Origin of the sequence: Micromonospora endophytica (assembly GCF_003236305.1) — a bacterium.
GTDB lineage: Bacteria > Actinomycetota > Actinomycetes > Mycobacteriales > Micromonosporaceae > Micromonospora > Micromonospora endophytica.
Map to the genome: position 1 here is coordinate 1 of NZ_POTX01000094.1, position 20397 is coordinate 20397.

The 20397-nt window shown below is 70.4% G+C and carries 22 protein-coding genes and 1 pseudogene; 14 read left to right on the forward strand and 9 right to left on the reverse strand.

Features of this window, described 5'->3' with window-relative positions:
- From C1I93_RS15545 to C1I93_RS15570, 6 genes are all read left to right on the forward strand, one after another.
- Nucleotides 1-1729, forward strand: a 1729-nt coding sequence (locus C1I93_RS15545; RefSeq protein WP_220039579.1) for a CoA transferase, incomplete at its 5' end; no start/stop codon positions are given.
- Nucleotides 1726-3351 carry a class I adenylate-forming enzyme family protein gene (locus C1I93_RS15550; RefSeq protein ID WP_111244019.1) on the forward strand — a complete coding sequence of 542 codons (1626 nt, stop codon included), beginning with the start codon at nucleotides 1726-1728 and terminating at the stop codon, nucleotides 3349-3351. The genes C1I93_RS15545 and C1I93_RS15550, both read left to right, overlap by 4 nt.
- A 56-nt stretch (nucleotides 3352-3407) precedes the next feature.
- Nucleotides 3408-3980, forward strand: coding sequence for a metal ABC transporter ATP-binding protein (locus C1I93_RS15555; RefSeq protein ID WP_220039580.1), 573 nt, complete (start codon nucleotides 3408-3410; stop codon nucleotides 3978-3980).
- A gap of 5 nt (nucleotides 3981-3985) precedes the next feature.
- Nucleotides 3986-4870 (forward strand): metal ABC transporter permease, encoded by an 885-nt coding sequence (locus C1I93_RS15560; RefSeq protein WP_220039581.1) that lies wholly within the window; start codon nucleotides 3986-3988, stop codon nucleotides 4868-4870.
- Nucleotides 4794-5585: a metal ABC transporter solute-binding protein, Zn/Mn family gene (locus C1I93_RS15565; RefSeq protein ID WP_111244021.1), complete on the forward strand. Its 792-nt coding sequence runs from the start codon at nucleotides 4794-4796 to the stop codon at nucleotides 5583-5585. The genes C1I93_RS15560 and C1I93_RS15565 overlap by 77 nt, the downstream gene beginning before the upstream one ends.
- Nucleotides 5586-5662: 77 nt before the next feature.
- Nucleotides 5663-7249: an FAD-dependent monooxygenase gene (locus C1I93_RS15570; protein ID WP_111244006.1), complete on the forward strand. Its 1587-nt coding sequence runs from the start codon at nucleotides 5663-5665 to the stop codon at nucleotides 7247-7249.
- Between the two features lie 171 nt (nucleotides 7250-7420).
- Here the strand turns inward: C1I93_RS15570 and C1I93_RS15575 are convergent, their stop codons facing one another.
- Nucleotides 7421-7780: an ArsR/SmtB family transcription factor gene (locus tag C1I93_RS15575; RefSeq protein ID WP_111244007.1), complete on the reverse strand. Its 360-nt coding sequence runs from the start codon at nucleotides 7778-7780 to the stop codon at nucleotides 7421-7423.
- Between the two features lie 124 nt (nucleotides 7781-7904).
- Here C1I93_RS15575 and C1I93_RS15580 point away from each other — a divergent pair, with 124 nt between their 5' ends.
- Entirely contained in the window at nucleotides 7905-8879 is a 975-nt protein-coding gene (locus C1I93_RS15580; protein ID WP_223256174.1) for a cation diffusion facilitator family transporter, read from the forward strand.
- A gap of 20 nt (nucleotides 8880-8899) precedes the next feature.
- On the opposite strand, the gene C1I93_RS15585 is transcribed toward C1I93_RS15580, so the two are convergent.
- From C1I93_RS15585 to C1I93_RS15600, 4 genes are read right to left on the reverse strand one after another with little or no spacing between them, the layout of a single operon-like run.
- Nucleotides 8900-10678 carry an ABC transporter ATP-binding protein gene (locus C1I93_RS15585; protein ID WP_111244009.1) on the reverse strand — a complete coding sequence of 593 codons (1779 nt, stop codon included), beginning with the start codon at nucleotides 10676-10678 and terminating at the stop codon, nucleotides 8900-8902.
- On the reverse strand, nucleotides 10678-11502 hold the full coding sequence (locus C1I93_RS15590) for an ABC transporter permease (RefSeq protein ID WP_111244010.1): 825 nt from the start codon (nucleotides 11500-11502) through the stop codon (nucleotides 10678-10680). The genes C1I93_RS15585 and C1I93_RS15590 overlap by 1 nt, the downstream gene beginning before the upstream one ends.
- Complete coding sequence (locus C1I93_RS15595) at nucleotides 11499-12512, reverse strand: ABC transporter permease (RefSeq protein ID WP_111244011.1); 1014 nt, start codon at nucleotides 12510-12512, stop codon at nucleotides 11499-11501. The genes C1I93_RS15590 and C1I93_RS15595 overlap by 4 nt, the downstream gene beginning before the upstream one ends.
- Nucleotide 12513: 1 nt before the next feature.
- On the reverse strand, nucleotides 12514-14121 hold the full coding sequence (locus tag C1I93_RS15600) for an ABC transporter substrate-binding protein (RefSeq protein ID WP_181445185.1): 1608 nt from the start codon (nucleotides 14119-14121) through the stop codon (nucleotides 12514-12516).
- 151 nt (nucleotides 14122-14272) lie between these two features.
- Here C1I93_RS15600 and C1I93_RS15605 point away from each other — a divergent pair, with 151 nt between their 5' ends.
- On the forward strand, nucleotides 14273-14974 hold the full coding sequence (locus tag C1I93_RS15605) for a PIG-L deacetylase family protein (protein WP_220039582.1): 702 nt from the start codon (nucleotides 14273-14275) through the stop codon (nucleotides 14972-14974).
- 393 nt (nucleotides 14975-15367) lie between these two features.
- Here C1I93_RS15605 and C1I93_RS32935 read toward each other — a convergent pair whose 3' ends face one another.
- The 3 genes from C1I93_RS32935 to C1I93_RS15620 form a co-directional block, all read right to left on the reverse strand.
- A complete protein-coding gene (locus C1I93_RS32935; RefSeq protein ID WP_111244014.1) occupies nucleotides 15368-15910 on the reverse strand; it encodes a hypothetical protein in 543 nt (180 codons plus the stop codon).
- A 66-nt stretch (nucleotides 15911-15976) separates the two neighbouring features.
- Nucleotides 15977-16237: a superoxide dismutase gene (locus C1I93_RS15615; RefSeq protein WP_111244015.1), complete on the reverse strand. Its 261-nt coding sequence runs from the start codon at nucleotides 16235-16237 to the stop codon at nucleotides 15977-15979.
- 5 nt (nucleotides 16238-16242) lie between these two features.
- Complete coding sequence (locus C1I93_RS15620) at nucleotides 16243-16857, reverse strand: superoxide dismutase (RefSeq protein ID WP_111244016.1); 615 nt, start codon at nucleotides 16855-16857, stop codon at nucleotides 16243-16245.
- An 87-nt stretch (nucleotides 16858-16944) separates the two neighbouring features.
- Here C1I93_RS15620 and C1I93_RS33280 point away from each other — a divergent pair, with 87 nt between their 5' ends.
- The 6 genes and pseudogenes from C1I93_RS33280 to C1I93_RS15640 all read left to right on the forward strand — a co-directional run.
- Nucleotides 16945-17646, forward strand: a complete 702-nt coding sequence (locus C1I93_RS33280; RefSeq protein WP_420811696.1) for a Fur family transcriptional regulator — start codon at nucleotides 16945-16947, stop codon at nucleotides 17644-17646.
- 3 nt (nucleotides 17647-17649) lie between these two features.
- On the forward strand, nucleotides 17650-17892 hold the full coding sequence (locus C1I93_RS32500; RefSeq protein ID WP_420811697.1) for a CGNR zinc finger domain-containing protein: 243 nt from the start codon (nucleotides 17650-17652) through the stop codon (nucleotides 17890-17892).
- Nucleotides 17893-17915: 23 nt separating this feature from the next.
- Nucleotides 17916-18146, forward strand: a complete 231-nt coding sequence (locus C1I93_RS15630; protein WP_111244017.1) for a DUF433 domain-containing protein — start codon at nucleotides 17916-17918, stop codon at nucleotides 18144-18146.
- Nucleotides 18143-18520 carry a DUF5615 family PIN-like protein gene (locus tag C1I93_RS15635; RefSeq protein ID WP_111244018.1) on the forward strand — a complete coding sequence of 126 codons (378 nt, stop codon included), beginning with the start codon at nucleotides 18143-18145 and terminating at the stop codon, nucleotides 18518-18520. The genes C1I93_RS15630 and C1I93_RS15635 overlap by 4 nt, the downstream gene beginning before the upstream one ends.
- A gap of 129 nt (nucleotides 18521-18649) precedes the next feature.
- Complete coding sequence (locus C1I93_RS31210; protein WP_146603511.1) at nucleotides 18650-18967, forward strand: hypothetical protein; 318 nt, start codon at nucleotides 18650-18652, stop codon at nucleotides 18965-18967.
- A gap of 377 nt (nucleotides 18968-19344) precedes the next feature.
- Nucleotides 19345-19530: pseudogene (locus C1I93_RS15640) on the forward strand (ABC transporter ATP-binding protein); the annotation flags it as partial.
- 171 nt (nucleotides 19531-19701) lie between these two features.
- On the opposite strand, the gene C1I93_RS15645 reads toward C1I93_RS15640, so the two are convergent.
- Nucleotides 19702-20397: pectate lyase (locus C1I93_RS15645; RefSeq protein ID WP_181445186.1), on the reverse strand; the 696-nt coding region annotated here is incomplete at its 5' end.

Below are 20397 nucleotides of genomic sequence, written 5' to 3' on the forward strand. Positions count from 1 at the left end.
GGTGGGCTCCTCCCCGTTGGCCGGAGTGACGGTGACGGGCGGGGCGTCCGCCCGTGCCGAGTCGATATGTGTCGAGCATCTGGCGCTGCTTGGGGCGGACCGATCCGGCGATGGTCCGCTGGCTGTGGCGGGTGTTCCTGTCGATCTGCTTTGGGGCGATGGCGTCGGCCGGATGCTGGACGAGGCGACGGTGCAGGCCGCGTACGGTCTGATGGCCGTGCACGGCCGGGCTGTCGGCATTCCCACCCGCCTCGGCGTTGATTATGTGTCCACTGTGGCTGGTGTCGCGGCGGCGCAGGGGGCGTTGGCCGGGGTGCTGGCCGGGCTACGGGGGCAGCAGCCCGGTGCGCTGGCGGTGAGCGTGCCGGGCTCGGCGCTGCTGACCATGTCGCAGTATCTGGCTGCCGGCAGCGTCGCGGACGGTGAGGACGCCGGTGAGCTACGTACTCCGGGCCTGCCTCCGCCGTTCGTCTCCGCCGATGGTGTGATCTTCGAGGCCGAAACCCTGGACCCGGAGCCCTGGCGCCGTTGGTGGACGGCGCTCGGTGCTGAACCGGGCGACGTGGCGCGCGGTTGGCGAGCGTTCGTGCTGCGCTACGCGACCGCCTCCGCGCCGATCCCGCTCGCGTTGCACGAGATCGTCCGTCGCTGGCCGTTCGCCGAGGTACAAGCCACCGCAGCAGCCGCGCAGGTGGCCATTCAACCGGTCCGGTCCCTCGCCGACCGGCGGGCCGACGCCGACCCGGACGGTGGCTTTGGCAGTCCGTGGCGGATCACCTACACCAGTCCGGCCGGGGCCCTGCCGGCGCTGATGCCCGGCCGGCTGCCGCTGCACGGGCTGCTGGTGGTCGAGGCCGGCCGACGCATCCAGGGGCCCCTCGCCGGGCACGTGCTGCGGCTACTCGGCGCCGAGGTGGTGCGGGTGGAGCCGGCCGGTGGGGATCCGCTGCGAGGTATGCCGCCGATGGTCGGTGACTGTTCGGCGCGGTTCCTGGCCCTGAACCGGGGCAAGCGGATCGTCGAAGCGGATCTTCGCTCCCCTGGCGGCCGCGACACTGTGCGCAAGCTGGTCGATGAGGCGGACGTGTTCCTGCACAACTGGGCGCCGGGCAAGGCCGCCGAACTCGGGCTGGACTCCGACGACTTCGTCGAGACCAACCCGGGGCTGGTGTACGCCTACGCGTCGGGGTGGGGCGACGCGCGCGGGACCGACGCGCCGCCGGGCACCGACTTCGTGGCCCAGGCGTACGCCGGGCTGGGTGAGCAGCTACGCCCGGCGGGTACACCGCCGGCGGGATCGTTGATGACGCTGCTGGACGTGCTCGGCGGTCTGGTGTGCGCCGAGGGTGTCCTTGCCGCGCTGGTGGCCCGGCAGCGCCAGGGTCGGGGACAGCGGGTGGACAGCTCCCTGCTGTCGGCCGCCGGAGTCTTGCAGGCACCGCTGTCGGAACACCCACCGGTGTGGGAGCCGCTCGATGCGCCGATCGCCGTCGCCGACGGACACCTCGTGGTGGCTGCCGGCAGCGACCCGGCCACGGTAGACGGCGTGCTGAACGATCCGGCCACGCTGAGCGTGACGGCGGCCCTGGACCGGCTGGCCCGGGCCGGGGTCACCGCGGTGCGGGTCTGCGCCGATCCCGGTGATCTGGCGATGGATTCTTCGCACGTCGACCTGATCGAGATCGATGGCTGCGCGTTTGTCCGTCCGCCGTGGAGGTTCACCTCATGACCGTTCTGACCGTCCGCGATCTTGTCCCTGCTGCGCTGCGCCAGTGGTGGACCGACGCAGGGTTCTATCCTGGCCGCACGCTGTGGGAGTTGTTCGCCGCGCACGCCGCCGCCCACCCGCAGCGAATCGCGGTGATCGACGACGACGGTGAGATCAGCTACGCCCGGTTGAGCGAGGCGGCACTGCGGCTGGCCGGGGCTCTCCGGCGGGCGGGCGTGGCCCCGGGTGAGGTCGTCGCCGTGCAGATGCCCAACGGGTGGCGGCCGGTCGCGGTGGACCTGGCCGCCGCGGCCATCGGCGCCGTGGTGTTGCCGTACCCCGTCGGGCGGGGACGACGCGACACCCTGACCCTGCTGCGCCGCTCCCGTGCCGCCGTAGCCGTCGTCGCTCACAAGGTCGGCGACCACCGGTACGCCGACGCCCTCGAAGCCCTGCGGCCGGAGCTGCCGGACCTGCGCACGGTGCTGGTGGCCGGCGCGGACGGCCCGGACAGCCTGGAGAGCTGGCTGGCCGACGGCCCACCTCTGGAGGCACCGGTCGACGTGTCTGCCTCCGCGCCGGCGCGGATCCTGGTCTCCTCCGGTTCCGAGGCCGCGCCGAAGATGATCGTCTACTCGCATGATGCCCTGGCCGGCGGTCGGGGGGCTTTCATCGCGGCCCTTCACCACGGCGACGAACCGATGCGCAACCTGTTCCTGGTGCCGCTTGCCTCCTCGTTCGGCTCGTCGGGCAGCGCGGTGACCATCGCCCGGCACGGCGGCACGCTGCTGGCACAGTCCCGCTTCGATGCCGTACGGGCGCTGGAGCTGATCGACAGGCACCGGCCGTACCTGGTGTTCGGGGTGCCGACGATGTTCGCGATGATGCTCGACCACCCCCGGATGGCCCACACCGACACGTCGTCGCTGCGCGCGGTCGTCGCCGGCGGATCCCGGATCGACCCGGCGACGGTCGACGCCTGTCGGAATCGCTTCGGCACCGCGTTCGTCAACTGCTACGGCTCTGCCGACGGCGTCAACTGCACCACTGACCCGCTCGACCCGCCGCAGGCGGTGTACGACGCGGTGGGCCGCCCGAACCCAGCGGTGGCGGCGATCCGGGTGGTCGGTGACGACGGCATCGACGTGCCGCCGGGGCAGGTCGGCGAGATATGGGGTCTGGGACCGATGAGCCCGCTGTGCTACGTGGACCCCGAGTTCGACCAGCGGTACCGTACCGACGGCGGTTGGGTCCGCACCGGCGACCTCGGCCAGGTCGACGACGACGGATTCCTGCACGTGGTGGGCCGCCGCAACGAGATCATTATCCGAGGTGGACGTAACCTCTCTCCCGTCGAGGTGGAGCTGCTCGTCGCCCAGCACCCGGCGGTGCGGCAGGTTGCCTGTGTCGGCGTACCAGACCGGTTGATGGGCGAGCGGATGGCCGTCTGCATCGCTGTTCGCGACGGCCAGCCCTCGCTGACGCTGACCGAACTGGCCGGCTACCTCACCGAGGTACACGGCCTCGAACACGCCAAGCTGCCCGAACGGCTGGCCGTGTTCGACGCGCTACCGCTGTCCCCCGCTGGCAAGGTCGACAAACGGTGGCTACGGGAACAGCTCGCCGGCCAGGCCGACCAGTGACCGCCGCCGCGATTCGATTCGACTCCGTCACCTGCCGCTACGGGCGCAGGACCGCGGTGGACCGGGTAGACCTCGACATCGCCGCCGGTGAGCACGTCGCACTGACCGGTGCCAACGGATCCGGCAAGACCACCCTGCTGCGGGCGGCCCTCGGCCTGCACCCCACCGCCGGGGGCACCATTAGCGTCGGCGGGACGCCCGCCGACAGCCGGTCGGAATGGACCCGGCGGCGCCGCGACGTGGCCTGGGTACCGCAGCGACTTACACCCGGACGTTTTCCCCTGTTGGTCGACGAACTGCTCGACAGCGGCGGCGACCCAGCCGCCGCCCGTGCCGCCGCGAATCAACTCGGTGTCGCCGGTCTGGGATCCCGGCCCCTGCACACCCTGTCCGGCGGTCAGTTGCAGCGGGTGTTCCTGGCCCGTGCCCTGGGCGCCGTCGCCGCAGGTGCTCGGGCGCTCTTCGCCGACGAGCCCACCGCTGCGCTCGACTTCGACGGCCAGGAACAGGTGGCGACCCTACTCGCCAGACTTCCGGTCACCGTCGTCGTGGTTTCTCACGACCGGGCGATGTCACGGGCCTGCGACCGGGTGGCGGAGATGGCTGCCGGAAAGCTGCGGGTGGTCTGAACTCCGTGGACGGCTTCCTCGACCTGCTCACCCTGCCCGCCGTACAGCGTTCGGCGATCGGCCTGCTTATCGCCGCCGTCGGCCTGCCGATCGTCGGGGTCTTCATCATCGGCCTGGACATCATCGCCGTCCGGTTCGCGATGATGCACGTAGCGCTGCTCGGCATCGCCGTCGGCCTGCTCACCGGGCTGGACCCGATGCTGTGCGGGCTCGCCGCCTGCGCCCTCGCCGGTGCCGGAGTCGCCCCACTCGCCCGGCGCCCCACCGGCCTGCCTGGCGCGATGGGCCTGCTGATGACCTTTGCCATCGCCGCCGCCCTGCTCGTGCTCTCGGTGTCCGGAGTCAACGCCACCGGCGCCTTCGAACTGCTCTGGGGTTCCATCCTCGCCACCCGCGACATCGACCTGTACGTGCTTGGCGCACTGGCCCTGGTGGTGCACGTGCTGTTCTGGCGGTGGCGGCGTCAACTGGCGCTGCTGCTGTTCGACCGGGAACTCGCCCTGTGCTCCGGTGTTGCCGCCGGCCCACTGCTGCTGGCGCTGCTCGTCGTCATCGCCGTCGCGATCGGCGCGTCGATCCGGCTCACCGGCGCGCTGCTGGTCGACGCGCTGACCATTCTGCCCGCGCTGGGCGCCCGCAACCTCGGCCGCTCCCTGCGGTCGATGGTCGCCTGGGCGATCGCGCTCGGCATCACCGGCAACAGCATCGGCTTCGTGGTCGCGCTGCTGCTCGACCAGCCCCCCGGCCCCGTCCTCGTCCTTGTGGCGGGCACCTTGACCCTCCTCACCTACCTGATTCCCGAAGGAGCACGTGATGCGATCGATCCGGGCCGCCGCGCTGGCCGCGGTGGCGACCCTGTCTCTGCTGGCCAGCGGATGTGGCAGCACTGACGACCCCGCACCGACCGGCAGCGGCGGCACTACCGCCGACCAGGGACCAAAGGTCGTCGCTTCCACCAGTTGGGTCGGTGCGTTCGCCAAGGCGGCCGGCGTCACCGACGTCACCGTCATCGCCCCTGCCAACGTCCAGCACCCGCCGGACTACGACCCGAAGCCCAGCGACCTGGCTGCCGTCGCCAACGCCGACTACATCCTGTTCGCCGAGTTCGACGGTTTCGCCCCGAGACTCAAGGACGCCGCCGGCGGCGGCGGTCAACTCGTCCCCGTCCAACTGGAGAACACTCCCGGTGCGATCCGGTCGGAGGTGACCCGCCTGGCGGGCCTGTTCGGTACGTCCACCGCCGCGGACACCTGGCTCACCACCTTCGACGCCGAATACGGCAAGCTGTCCGACCAGGTGAAGGCGGCGTTGCCGGACCCCGCGCCCGTCGCGGTGTCCCAGCTCTTCGTGGGCTACTGGGGCGAGTTCGCCGGGCTCACCATCGCTGGCACATACGGACCGCAGCCCGTGACTCCGGGCCAGTTGGCTGACCTGACCACGAAGAAGCCCACGCTGGTGCTGGCCAACGCCCACCTGCCCGGTGCCAACCCCGACATTTCCGGCGCGACCCGGGTCGACATCGTCAACTACCCCGGTGAGGACCTGGACCTGCTCGGGGTGTTCCGGACCAACACCGAACGACTGGCCGCCGCTCTCGCCCCCTGAGCGGATCGGGCCGGTCCTGCCGGTGAGGGGCGCGGCGGTCGTGCCCCTCACCGGCCCTTTCTCCGGGAGGCAGCACGATGATTCCCGTCCTCATCGTCGGTGGCGGACCGGTCGGGCTCAGTCTGGCGATCCGCCTCGCCCAGCTCGGTGTGCCGAGCACCCTCGTCGAACGTCATCCGACCACCGCCACGTTTCCCAAAGGGCGGGCGTTGAGCATCCGCAGCATGGAGATATACCGGTTCTGGGGGCTGGAACCGGAGATTACCGCCGCCGCGCTTCCCCGCGACCATCTGGCCTTCTACACCGGCCGTACCCTCGTCGACCCCAGCGGCACCCGCATCGTCACCAACCCCGCTGCCCGGCCATCGGTGGCGAGCCCCACCTACACCCTGCTCTGCTCCCAGGACCGTCTCGAGCCGCTGTTGCGATCGCACGCCGAACGGCTCAACCCGGGGCGGATTCACTTCGGCACGCGGCTCGCCGCCCTGTACACCGCCGCCGACCACGCCATCGCCGAACTTGTCACCGGCACCCGGCGTCACCTGCTGACCGCCCGTTGGGTGGTCGCCGCGGACGGTGCCCGCAGCGCCATCCGCGACCGGCTCGGTATCGCCATGAATGGCCCTACCCAGGTCTCCCACAACTTGAACATCCTCTTCGACGCCGACCTTGGTGCCCACGTCGCCGACCGGCCCAGCGCCGTGTACACCATCAGTCGTCCCGATCTGCACGGGACGTTCCTCGCCGTCGACAACCAGCGGCGCTGGCTGTTCAATCTGGTCGCCGACCGCGACGGCTCCGGCCTGGACCGTGTCAACGACAGCACGTGTGTGGCGATGATCCGCTCCGCTGCCGGGCTGGCCGACCTGCCGATCAGCCTCGTCGCCCGGCAGGTCTGGCACGCCGCCGCCCAGGTCGCCGACCAATTCCGCGCTGGCCCGGTGTTGCTCGCCGGAGACGCCGCCCACGTCACCACCCCGTACGGCGGGTTCGGCCTGAACTGCGGTATCGCCGACGCGGACAACCTCGCCTGGAAACTCGCCGCCGTGCACCACGGCTGGGCCGCGCCCCCGCTGATCGACACTTACCACGACGAACGGCGGCCGGTGGCGACCGCCAGCGCCACCGAAAGCCACCTGCGGCTGGCCGATGCCCTCGCCGCCCACCGTGCCGGGGTGCCGCCGCGTGCCCGTTCCAGCGACGGACTGATCCTCGGCTACCACTACGCCTCCGCCTCAGTCGTCCCCGACGGCACCGCAGCACCGCCCGGTGACCCGGTCACCGACCATCATCCGACCGGCAGACCCGGACACCGCCTTCCACACGCCTGGCTGGACGACAACCAGTCCCGCTCCACACTCGATGTCCTGGCATCCGACGGATTTACCCTGCTCGTCGGCGGCGACACAGATGCCGCCTTCCAGCCGATGGTGAATGCCGCCCGGCAGTACGGCGTCCCTGTGTTGATCCACCCCCTGAATCGACTGTTCTCCCCGGCGCGACTGGAACGCTACCTCGACACCTGCGGCATCGGCCCCGACGGCGGCCTCCTCGTACGGCCCGACGGGCACGTCGCCTGGCGGCAGAGTGTCGCTGGCGTGCCACCGCACGACCTCATAGTTGGTCTTGCCCGTGCGGAACTCAATCACGGAGTAGATCGATAAATCTGGATTGCTGGCCCGTCTCTGCGCTGTGTGGCGGGCCTGAACTCGCTTCGGCGTCCGCTCCTACCTCACTTGCGACCGGTGGGCGACCCCACACATCCTCCGGGCCCGGCCGGGACCGCGACCTGGATCGAAGATCGATCGAAGCACGTGCACGATGTTGCCCTCCGGTCAGTCGTGCTCCGGTGCGCCGGTCACCCGGTGCGCCGCTGCGTGCAGGGTCTCGGCCACCAGCCGGCGCACGTGCCCGTCTCTGCAGCGGTAGAGCACCCGGCGGCCCTCCCGCCGCACGCTGACCAGCCCGGCCAGGCGGAGCTTGCCAAGGTGCTGGGACACCGCAGGCCGGGCCGCGCCCACCGCCGTCACCAGTGCGCTCACGTCATGTTCGCCGTTGATGAGCAGCCACATCAGGCGCAGTCGGGTGCCGTCGGCCAGCATCCGCAGCATCTCCACTGATGCCTCGACCTCACGCTCGCCAGGGAGTTGTTGTTGCAGGTCACTGGCATCTGCAACGTTGTCGCGTGCGTACATGAGCACATATTATCGCGGAGCCACTTCCGCTTACCGAGATCCTGGGGGCCACGTGGGACCGGGTCAGCATGGCCACCATCACCACCACGGGAAGCAACGCGGGCTCACCCGGCGGTGGCGTCGGTTGCGGCACGCGGTCGTCCCGCACTCGCACGACTCGCGGGAAAAGGTCGACCCGGCGCTGGAAACGTCCCGCGAGGGCCTGCGCGCCCTCTGGATTTCGCTGATCGGTCTCGGCGTCACCGCCGCCGCCCAGGCCGTCATCGTGGCGTACTCCGGCTCCGTCGCCCTGCTCGGGGACACCCTGCACAACGTCACCGACGCGCTGACCGCCGTGCCTCTCGCCATCGCCTTTCTGCTCGGTCGGAAAGCAGCCACCCGCAGCTACACCTACGGCTACGGGCGGGCCGAGGACATCGCCGGCATCATCATCGTGCTGGCCATCGCCGCCTCCGCCGTCGCTGCCGCCTGGACCGCCGTCGACCGGCTGCTGCATCCCACCGCGATGACCCATGTTCCCTGGGTGGCCGGGGCCGGGATCGTGGGGTTCGTCGGCAACGAGCTGGTCGCCCGGTACCGCATCCGCGTCGGTCGTCGGATCGGCTCCGCCGCTCTCGTCGCCGACGGTCTGCACGCCCGCACCGACGGCTACACCTCCCTCGCCGTCGTCGCCGCTGCCGGCGGGGCCGCACTCGGCTGGCAGTGGGCCGACCCCGTGGTCGGTCTCGCCATCGCCGTCGCCATCACCGTCGTCCTCGCCGACGCGGCCCGTCAGATCTACCGCCGACTCATGGACGCCGTCGACCCGGCCCTCGTCGACCGGGCCGAATCCACGCTGCGTGACATCGACGGTGTTCGTGACGTGACCTCGGTACGCCTGCGGTGGATCGGCCACCGCCTGCACGCCGAGGCCGACCTCGTCGTCGACGCCGGTCTCAGCCTCGTCGCCGCCCACGAGATCGCCGCCGACGCCGAACACCAACTCACCCATACCGTGCCCCGCCTGACCAGCGCGACTGTCCACACCGATCCGGACAGTCACCCCGGCCGGCACCATCACACCGACCTGTCCCACCAGCGCCGCCTGCTCAGCGCCTGATCCCGTCGAGGGATGCGGGCTCACCCGCTCGGCACGGCCGACGGCCCCGCATGCCGGCGCGCGGCGGCAACCAGGTCCGCCGGGTAGCCGGGGTTCGGGCGGGCGATGACTTCGCCGGGGCTGCCCTGCTGGACCGGCACCCCTTCGTGCAGCACGACGATCTGGTCGCAGTTCTGCACGGCCTCACCGAGGTCGTGGGTGATGAACAGGACGGCCAGACCGATGCCGTCGGCAAGGTGGCGCAGGGTCGTGGCGATACCGGCCCGGGTGGAGACGTCCAGCATGGAGGTCGCCTCGTCGGCTATCAACAGCACCGGCTCACCGGCAAGGGCGCGGGCGATGGCGACTCGTTGCCGTTGCCCACCCGACAGCTGATCGGGGCGTTTGCCGGTCAGGTCGGTGGGGAGTCCGGCCCGGTCGAGGGCCCGGCTGATCCGGGCCGGGTGCAGGTGGCGGGGCGTACCGGCGATCCGCAGGGGTTCCGCGACGAGGTCCGCGACAGTCATCGCCGGGTGCAGGGCACCGTACGGGTCCTGGGCGACGAAGCCGAGCCGGTGTCGTACGCCGCGTAGTTGCCGTCCCCGCAGTCGGGTCAGGTCGGCTCCGGCGACCTCGACCCGACCGGTGGTGGGTCGGAGCAGCCCGAGCAGGATCTGTCCGAGAGTGCTCTTTCCGCTTCCGCTCTCACCGACCACGCCGACGATCTGCCCGGCATGCACCTGTAGGTCGAGGCCGGCCAGCGCCGTGGTGCGGCGGTGACGGCTGCGGTAGACGTGCCCGACACCGCCCAGTCGGACCACCGGTCTCGCCTCGGCGTCGATCTTGTCGACCGCCTGCCGACCGGGGGTGGCGGCGGTGGGGAACGCCAGCTGCCGGTCGTCGCTGGGATGGTGACAGGCAACCACCGCCGACTTGACGGGGACCGGCAGAGGGCGCTGCAGGTGGCAGCTTTCGGCGGCCCAGGGGCATCGGTCGGCGAAAGCGCAGCCTCCGCCGGAGGTGCTGCGGTCCGGTACGGCGCCGGGGATGCTGACCCAGGGCACGTCCGGCCGCAGCGACGGCATCGCGGCGAGCAGCGCACGGGTGTACGGATGGTGGGCGGGTTCGGCGGCCGGCCCGGACTCGACGAGCGTGCCGGAGTACATGACCGCCACGCGATCGGCGATGCCGCGCAGGGCCGGCAGGTCGTGCGAGATCAGCAGCATCCCGACCTGTTGGCTGGTACGCAGCTCGGCCAGCAGGTCCAGGATGTGGTTCTGGGTGACCAGGTCGAGTCCGGTGGTGGGTTCGTCGGCGACGAGGAGTTGTGGGTCGCCGGCCAGGGCCAGGGCGATGGCCACCCGTTGGCGTTGCCCACCGGAGAGTTGGTGGGGGAAGACGTCGGCGGTGTTCGCCGGTAGCCGGACCTGGCGAAGCAGGTCGAGTGCGCGGGCGGCAGCGGGGCGGCGGGCGGCGTGGGTGTGCACCCGGACGGATTCGATGAGCTGGTCGCTGATGCGCCGCACCGGGTTGAGGCCGGTCATCGCCCCCTGTGGCACGACACCGATCCGACTGCCCCGGATCCCCTCCCAGTCGCGTGGGCTGCGTCCGGTGAGATCCAGTTCGTCGAGGCGGGCAAGGCCGGTGGCCGTCGACCCGGGTGGCAGGAGCCCGAGCAGGGCCTTGGCGATTGTGGATTTGCCGGAGCCGGTCTCGCCAGCGAGGGCGAGGATCTCGCCGGGCGCGATGGTGAGGTTGACGTCGCGGGTGGCCTGGTGGCCGTTCGGGTAGGTGATGGTCAGATCGGTGATGGTGAGCATCAGCGGGCCTGCCGAAGGGTCGGGTTGAGGCGGTCCTCGGTGGCCACGCCCACCAGGGCGAGCGCGGTGACGGTGAGCACGATCGCGAGGCCGGGGGGCAGCGCCCACCACAGCCAGGCGTCGGTGAGCATGGCACCGCGTACCGACGCCCAGTGGATCATGGTGCCCCAGCTGGGGCTGGTCGGGTCGCCCAGGCCGAGGAAGGCGAGGCTGGCGTCGAGGACGATGGCGGTCATCGCGGCTCGGACGAAGACCGGTACGAGCAGTGGGGCGACGACCGGTGAGGCGTGCCGCAGCAGCAGGTACCAGGCGGAGGCACCCATCGCGCGGGCGGCCTGGAGGTGGCCTCGGGACCAGGCGGCGAGCACCCCGGCGCGGATCAGTCGGGCGGGACCGGCCCAGACGAGTGCGGCGACCACGGCGGCGCGGACGCCGAGGGTGGGGCCGAGGAAGGCGGCGGCGAGGATCAGCAGTGGCAGGAAGGGCAGGGCGAGCACCAGGTCGACCACGCGCATGACGATGCCCGCCGCCCACGGTGGGGCCAGTCCAGCGAGGCCGCCGACCAGGGCCGCGATGGTGGTGGCGGCGAGCGCCACCAGCAGGGCGATGCCGAGCGAGCCGCGGGCCCCGATCACCAGTTGGGCGAAGAGATCCCGGCCGAGGTCGTCGGCGCCGAGCCACCGGTCGGCCGACGGCGGGGCGTACGGTGCGGCGAGCCGTTCCCGGCCGTCGGTGCTCAACAGCCACGGCCCGGCGACCGCACCGACGGCCAGCGCCGTCAACAGGACCGCGCCGATACGCCCGGCCAGTAGGCCCGCCCTCATGCGGCACCTCGGGTACGGGTGCGGGGATCCAGCAGCGGATAGGTCAGGTCGGCGAGGGCGTTCATGACCAGAACGGTCACCACGAGGGTGAGGAAGGTGGCCTGCATTGTCGGGTAGTCGCGTCCCTGGATCGCGTCGAAGGTGAGCCGGCCGAGGCCGGGGTAGGCGAAGACGGTCTCGACGACAAGCGCGCCACCGACCAGCCAGCCCAGTTCGATCATCAGTTGGGTGTGTACCGGCAGCAGGGCGGGCCGCAGCAGGTGCCGGGCGACCACCCGGCGGTGCGGGATGCCCCGGGCGTGGGCGTGCTCGACGTGCGGGGCGTGCAACGCCGAAGCCACCGAGAAGCGGGTCACCAGGAAGAACTGTCCGATCCCGGCGACCACCAGGACACCGACGGGCAGCACGAGGTGGGTGGCGACGTCACCGACGGCAGCCAAGCCGGTGTGCCCGACGGTGGTGGCGCCGAAGGTGGGCAGCGCGCCGAGGTGCACGCCGAAGAAGAGAATGGCGAGCATGCCTACCCAGAAGGCGGGTGCGGCGTCGAGCAGCAGCACCCCGGCCAGCAGCAGGTTGCCCTTGCCTCGGCCGCGCCGGAGCCCGGCGATCACCCCGAGCGCCACGCCGATGGCGGCGGTGAGCAGCACGCTCGTGCCCACCAGCAACAGGGTCCAGGGCAGCGCGTCCGCGATCGCCTCGGCCACCGGACGGCCGCCGTTGAACGACTCGCCCAGGTCGAGACGGGCGAGGTCGCGCAGGTAGCGCCAGAACTGCACGGGCAGCGGCTGATCCAGCCCGTACGCGGCGGCCACCTGAGCCCGGACGGCCGGATCCAGGTCGGCGACGTCGGCACCGCCGAGGGTCCGCAGCGGGCCGCCCGGCAGCGCGCGGGGCAGCAGGAACGTGATGGTCAGTGCGACGGCGAACACGGCGAGATAGCCGCCGGCCCGGCCCAGCACGGCCCGGACGAGCCCGGTCCGGCTGCGGACCGGGCTCGACGCGACGGACACCTCAGTCGGCCCAGGCGACCAGGGAGTGCTTGTGCAGCAACCCCGCCCCCTGCTGATAGGTCCAACCGGCGAAGACGTCGCTGCGGTACGCGTACGCCCCGGCCGGGTAGTAGAGCGTGACGAACGGCGCCTTGTCGGCGATGAGCTGCTGGAGTTCCCCGGCTGCGGCCTTGCGGTCGTCCAGGGTGGTGGTGGCGTTCAGCGCGGTCGCGGCGGCGTCCAGGTCCGCGTCGCGGATGCCTGTGACGTTGAGCCGGCCGACCTTCGGGTCGCTGGCCACCAGCCCGGCCAGCCGGGTGTAGTCGAACATTGTCGGTGCCGACCAGCCCCACAGGGCGAGGTCGTAGTCGCGGCCGTTGGCGACGTCGAAGTCCGGCCACACCTTGGCGTCGACCGAGTCGGCGTCCATCGCCCGTACCGCCGTCTTGACCCCGACCTTGGCCAACATCTCGGTGATGAGTTCGGCGGTGCGGACCCGGTCCGGGTTGTTGGCGTAGACGAGCAGGTCGAAGGCGAGCGGCTTGCCGTCCAGGACGCGTACGCCGTCCGGGCCCGGGGTGGCGCCGATGGCGTCCAGGGCGGCGGAGGCCGCGGCCGGGTCGTGGGTGTGGGTGAGGCTGGTGTTCGCCCCCGGTGCCTCGGGGTGCCAGAAGCCGGGGCTGCCGAGGGTGCCCTTGCCGAGCAGGACCGTGTCGACCAGGTCGGTGGTGTCGATCGCCGTGGCGATGGCCCGCCGGACCTCGACCCGGTCGAACGGGGCCTTGCCGTCGTTGAAGGCCAACAGCGTGCTACCGAAGTTGGAGCCGGTGGCGACCGTTACGCCCTGCTGTCCGGACAGCTGATCGATGAGGTTCGCCGGTACGGTGCCGGCGGTCATCTGCACCTCCCCGGTGCGCAGCGCGGCCAGTGCGGTCTGCTGCTCCGGGACCACCGACACGGTGAGCGTGTCGATGCGGGGCTTGCCGATCGGGTACGCGGTGTTCGCGGTCAGCTCGTACCGGCGATCCGGCTCGTAGCTGGCCAGCCGGTACGGGCCGGTGCCCACGGCGGCGGTGACCGGAGCCTTCTCCGGTTCGGTGATGGACGACCAGACGTGCCTGGGCAGGATCGGCATGTCCGCCAACAGCCGCACCGGGAACTCCGGATCCGGCTGGCTGAGCGTGATGACCACGGCACCGTCGCGGACCTGCACGCTGTCGACACCGGCCAGCGGTGAGGCGAACCGTACGGTGTCGTACTCACGGTAGTAGTCGATGGTGAAGACGACGTCGTCGGCGCTGAACGGCTTGCCGTCATGCCAGGTCACGCCGGTACGCAACGGCAGGGTGAACACCGTGCTGTCCGGGCTGACGGTCAGTTCGGTGGCCAACAGTGGGGTGACCTCATTGCTGGTGTCCAGGACCACCAGGGAGTCGTACACCAGGGTCAGCAGGTTGTAGCCCGGATAGCCGGTGGTGTACGTGTACGGCGTCAACGTTCCCTCGTCACCAGGGATCGCGATCGTCACCGCCGCCGCCGTCTGGGGTTGATCCTTGGCCGGGGCTTCTCCTGCGTCGCTGGAGCAGGCGGCCACGGCGAGCAGCACGCCCGCCGCGAGGACGGTCGTCACGCGTGTCCACGGACGACGGATGCGGGGTGACACGGGTTGGTACCTCCTGGTGCTGGGGCCGAGGTCGCTATCGTCTGCGCTGCCCGCATTGGCGGGCACGACGAGAGGGGGGCCAATGGGTAGTCGGGTATTGCTGATTGGCGTTTACGGGATGGAGTTGGTCGAGTGCGGCGGCGCACTCGCGGCCAATCTGGCGGCCGGGGGCGAGTCGCACGCGGCGCTGATGCTGTGCGGCGAGGAGATGCGGCCCGGGGTGACCGCAGCGGCCGAGGTGCTTGGTGTCCCGGTGCAGTTCCTCGACTTCCGCCACGGGCACGTCACCGTCGACGAGGCCCACAAGCGGGCGTTGGTCACGCTGATCCGTACCGTCCGGCCGTCGATCGTCATCACCCAGGACCCGGAGCACTCGCTGACCGACCTGGACCCGGATCGACGTCCGGCCATGACGCTGATCCTCGAAGCGCTCGGGTTGGCCGGTCGGGGGTTCGCCGCCGATGACGGACTGGCTCCGCACCCGGTGCCGACGATCTACTACATGACCCCGTCGCGGGCCAACTGTGTGGTCGACATAGCCCCGTACTGGCCGCTGAAGGTCGCCGCGATGAACAGTCTGCGCAGCCAGTTGGAGTTCTCCGCGGCGCACTGGGAGACGCAGTTGCGCCCCGCCGACCTGGAAGCGCTGGTGCCTGGCTACGCCGACATCACCGACGCGTACGAACGCGGGCGCGCCCTGCACGAGGTCCTCGACCGCGCCACACACATCTACCAGGGCATCGGCCACCACGGCCGGTACGCGTTTGCTGAGGCGTACCGGAGAGAAGGTGACTTCCATCTGCCCGCTCTCATCGAATAGCGCCTGGCCAGGACGGTCAGCGCGGCCTTTCAAGGTCATCAGTGTCCGGGCTCTCGCCAACTGATGGCAAGAGCCCATCAGGTGCAATAGGTGGTGTTGGGGTCGGAAGGCCGAGCTTGCCGTGGCTGTACGCCGCAGGCAGGGCGTGGCCGAATCCCGGTTGCGGCCAGTGACCACCGTGCTCCTCCCTGCGCCTGGCGGAGTCCAAGATCCGAGGACGTTGTCCCACTGGTCGTGGGGCCGAGGCGATCAGTTCCCAACTGGGTTCTGCCTCACCTGCCGTCTCGGGCGAGGACCACCGGCCGTCGTTCGCCACATTGCAGACCGCAGGTGATGAGCCAGACCGGAATTGCCTGCTGTGCGTGATGCGCGTGACGCCCGTGCGCCGGTGGGTCAGTCGACGGCGGCCAGTGCGGCGATGGTTAGGGCGAGTTCGGTGAGCAGGAGGAACGCGTGGGCGCGTTGCGCGTCGTCGGTGAGGGGCTTCATGCGCGAGAGCAGGGTGGCGACCCGGTCGGGCAGTTCCTCGGGCCGGGCTTTGAGTTGGGCGGCGAGCTGGCCGACGAGGTCACGTTCGCGGGCCAGGTAGCGGAATGCCTCGATGCCGGTGATCGCTTCGATGCGGCGTTGCCCGGCGCCGACCGACGAGTCACCGGTGAGGGCGAGCGAGCGGATCTGCGCGGAGTGCGCGACGTGCGTGCCGCCGCACAGCTCCCGGGACCGCTCGCCGCCGATCTCGACGACCCGGACGGTCTTGTCGTAGGTTTCCGCCGAACAGGCCAGGGCACCGTCGGCGGGGCCTGATCCAAGGGTAGGTAGCAGACGTCGACGTGGCAGGTCGCGGCGGATCGCGAGGTTCGCGACCTCCTTGATCTCGCTGCGGGTGCTCTCCGACAGGCCGCCGTGCCAAGCGAAGTCCAGGCCGGGGTTGGACAGGTGGTGTTCCGGTCGGTGTCGACGGCACGTCTGGTGGTCGTCGACACCGACCGGATCAGCACCCGGTCAGTTGTCCGGCGGTGTCGCGGTGGCGGCGACGAGCAGGGACAGCTCTCGGACGAGGTCGTCCAGGGACTGGCCGCTCTGCGCGCGGAGCAGTCCGAGGCTCAGGTCCGCCAGGAGGTAGAAACCGAGGGTCTTGGCCTGCTCGGAATTGAACGCGGCGAGGAGTTCCTCGGCGCCGCCGAGGTCACCGCGATGCTTGGCCGCGATGACCCCGGCAGCGCGTTGGACCAGTTCCGCGGCGGCCGGGGTGAGGCCGGTCACGCCGGTCAGATCTTCGGCGCGGCGGTGCGGGCGGCGTCGAACCGGGCGATCACGTCCGACCAGTTCACCAGGTTCCACAGCCGGTCCACGTAGTCCGGCCGGACGTTCTTGTACTGCAGGTAGTAGGCGTGCTCCCAGGCGTCGAAGACCAGCAACGGCGTGGTGCCCTGGCCCACGTTGCCGTGGTGGTCGTAGACCTGCTCCACGATCAGCCGCTGCCCGAGCGGCTCCCAGGCCAGCACGCCCCAGCCGGAGCCCTGCACACCCTTGGTCGCCGCCGACAACTGGCCGGCGAACGCCTCGAACGAGCCGAAGTGCTCCTCGATCGCCGCTGCCAACTCACCGTCGGGGCGGTCACCGCCGTCCGGGGACAGGTTGCCCCAGAAAATCGAGTGCAGCACGTGACCGGAGAGGTTGAACGCGAACGTCTTCTCCAGACCGACCAGGGTCGAGAAGTCGCCCTTGGCGCGGGCTTCGGCGAGCTGCTCCAGGCCGTCGTTGGCGCCCTTGACGTACGTGGCGTGGTGCTTGTCGTGGTGCAGTTCCAGGATCTGCCCCGACATCGCCGGCTCCAACGCGCCGTAGTCGTAGGACAGGTCGGGCAGGGTGTAGACCGCCATCAGAGTCCCTCCAGGGTTACTGCCAAGCTGATGCTCTTGCCACTATCTTGCAATAGAAACGGTGATAGTGCGGCAAGGAGGGGGCGGTTGACCACATCGCAGACCGACCGGGCGGCCGCCGCCGTGCGGCGGCTGCGTCGCGCCGGCCTGCGTAACACCGCTGCCCGGCGAGGAGTCCTCGACCAACTCGCCCACGCGATAGGCGGGCGCGGACACCTCACCGTCACCGAGTTGCACCGCGCGCTTCTCGCCCGTGGTCTGAGCGTGGAACTGTCGACGGTCCACCGGGTGCTGCGGCAACTGGTCGCGCTGGGCACCGCCCACACCGTGCCGGTCGGCAGGACGACCACGTTCGGCCTCGCCGACGACGCGCACCACCACGCCGTCTGCGGCACCTGCGGCGACATGCGGCAGTTGCCCGTCGAAGCGGTCGACGCCGGCACCGCCGCCGCACGCGCCTTCGGGATCGACCCGGATCCACCCGGCCAGCCCAACGGGGTCGTCGTCTACGGACGGTGCGCGGAATGCCGGGCCCTGCGGGCGGCGGCACTGGCCAACGCGCGGCTCGACGATCTCACCGACGCGTGGGAGCTGCTGGCGCAGCATCCCCCGCTCCCCGCCGTCGTGGACACCGACCTCCATAGGCTGCAGGTGGTCGGACATCGCCTGCGTCAGGTGTTCCAGAGCGTGACCACAGGCGGTGAGCAGCAGGCGGTGGACGAACTCAACGCCCTGCTGGCCCGGTACCGGGCCCACCCGATGATCTCCGGCACCTCGGCGGTCGACTGACACATGCACGTCGCCACACCCGGCACACCGCGCTCGGTCGAGTACGTCGCCGCCGTCGTGTGGGGACTCGCCGTGTGGCTGTGCGAACGAGGCATCGACCGGCTCGGCGTCTGCGCAGACCCACGGTGCCCGACCGCGTTCCTCGACGACAGCAGCAACCGATGCCGCCGGTTCTGCTCCGACCGGTGCGCCACCCGCCACCACGTCCGCGCCCACCGCGCCAGACACCGCGCCACCCAGCCCTGACCACGACGGGTTACCATGCCGTCATGAACTTCGAACGGATCACCGTCAACCCGGCCCAGATGGGCGGCGCACCGTGCATCCGTGGGCTACGCATCCCGGTCGCGACGGTCGTGGCAATGATCGCGGACGGCATGAACACGGACGAAATCGTGTCAGAGCTGCCAGACCTGACCGTTGATGACGTCTGGGAGGCGCTGCGCTTCGCCGCCGAAGCTGTCCGGGAACGGGAACTGCCGTTGCATCACGCGGCATGAGATTCCTGATCGACAATAACCTGTCGCCAGCGGTTGCCGCAGGTCTGCGCAACCAGGGGCATGATGCCGAGCACCTCAGGGACTACGGCTTGGCGGCGGCACCGGATGAGATCGTGCTGGATCGGGCACGCCAGGAACAGCGAGTGTTGATCTCTGCAGACACCGACTTCGGTACTCTGCTGGCATCCTCCGGGGCCAGCGAACCGTCCGTGTTGTTGGTGCGGCGGATCAGCGGTCGCCGAGCCGCACAGATCGTCGCGATCCTGGTGGCGAACCTCGCCGCAGTCGCTGACGACCTGGCCAGTGGAGCGATCGTCGTGGTTGGCGAGGACTGGCTGCGGGTCCGCCCCTTGCCCATCCTGCGCGGCAAGTGACCTACACGCCGGTTTGCCATCACCACGAGTCGCAGCCGGTCAGGTCACCCCTTCCTCCTGAGCGGGCGTGGATGACGCCGCTTTCAGGTCGACTATGGGGGTCGCCGCGAGTAGCGGCCGGGTGTACGGATGGCAAGCCTCGGTGGTGAGCTGCGCGGTCGGCGCTTCCAGGCCAGCGCGGGCGCTTTGGCGGCCAAACGTTGGGGCGGGAGTTTTCCCGGCCAACTACTCCGCCGTGCACCAAGCAGCCACGCCAGCACACCGGCCATGCCGCATCTGACGGTACGGGCCGGCGCGACCCACATTCCGCCCCACACCGTTTCGGGCACCCCACACTTCACCTCGATCAGGCCAACCGCCAAGATTACAGCGAAATGCCTGCTGAAGATCGGTGCCAGGCACGACCTGCCACCCAACATCGAGCACCAGTGTGGGGCGATCGTGTGAGCACACCTGTGAGCACGATGATCAGAGAATCGGCATTGGTCGATGACCGATGCCGAATGAACTGCATAAACAAGGGTGGAGTCGAGGGGACTCGAACCTCTGACCCCCACACTGCCAGTGCCGGCGGCAGCACGACCTTCGGCTTTCTGGGGTCGTCGAGCGGCACCAACGGCGTACCGTCGTTGTCCTGTTCAGCGAGCTGAACAGGCCGTGAGCTGACGGGCCGGGCGGCACGGACGCCCGGCCCGCGCGCGCTCCTCTCCCGGGGAGGCGATCCACGGGACGGGAGTTACGGGTTTCCGCCATCAAGGTCGGCGGTTGCCCCCGTGGTCGCAGCCGCCTGCCGGGCCTAGCGTCGACACGCATGATCACGCTGAATGCGCTGGATCCGTCAGCTCACCAGGGGACTGGCGGCGCAGGGGCGTACGGTCTTCGTCTCCAGCCATCTGATGAGGGAGCTGCCGCGGACCGCGGACCATCTGGTGGTGATCGGTCGGGGCCGACTTCTCACCGACGCGCCGCTGGCGGCACTGTCGACCGTCTCGGCGAGCACCTGGTGGTGATCAACGGTCTGGGCATGGACCGGGGTCGGCGACTCCGACTACAACCGGCGGGTGCTGGCGATCCTCCGCTACCTCGACGCCTGACCGAGCTTCGCAGCATGCGGAACAGATCGAGGGGCTGTGCCGGCGGCTGGCGACGACCCGGCCGCAGGTCGTCGCCAGCCGGTCGGGCTAGCGGTAGGTGAGGTCGGACGAGGAGTAGATGCAGTTGGTGCCGTCGGCACCGGTGCCGATCTGGGTGGGTTCGTTGCCGCTGCTGTTGCCGTTGTACTTGCGGCAGATGACCATCGACCGGCTGGAGTCGTTGACGATGGTGATCCCGGAGAAGCGGGCGGTGTCGCCGTAGTTGACGTTGATGCCGGCGACGGTGTTGCCGGGTCGGGTCAGCGTGACGTTGCGGATCACCACGTTGCGGCGGTGCTGGGTGGAGCAGTTGCCGCAGGAGCGGTAGAAGGTGCCGAAGTTGGTGGCCTGGAAGTTCTGGATGGTCAGGGTGCCCGGGCCGTTGTGTTGGAACACCTTGTCGCTGGCGGAGCGGGCGCCGCCGCCGTCGACCAGGAAGTTCGGTGAGCCGCTGCCCCGGAAGGTGGCGGCGTCCTCGCCGACGTCCTCCCACCAGACGTTGCGCAGGGTGCAGGGGCCGGCGCAGTGGACGCCGTCACCGGCGGGAGCACCGATGATCACATTTTGCAGGGTGGCGCCGGATTCGAGCCGGAACATCGGGTCCTGGCTCTCCTCCTGGCTGCCGTCGCCGATGCAGCAGTAGCGGCGCATCCCGCCGTCGAGGGTGCCGCTGACGGGGATGGTGCCGTTGACGTTCACCTGTCCGGTCGGGTTGGGCCAGGAGCCCGTGGGTGGCGGCGGGGG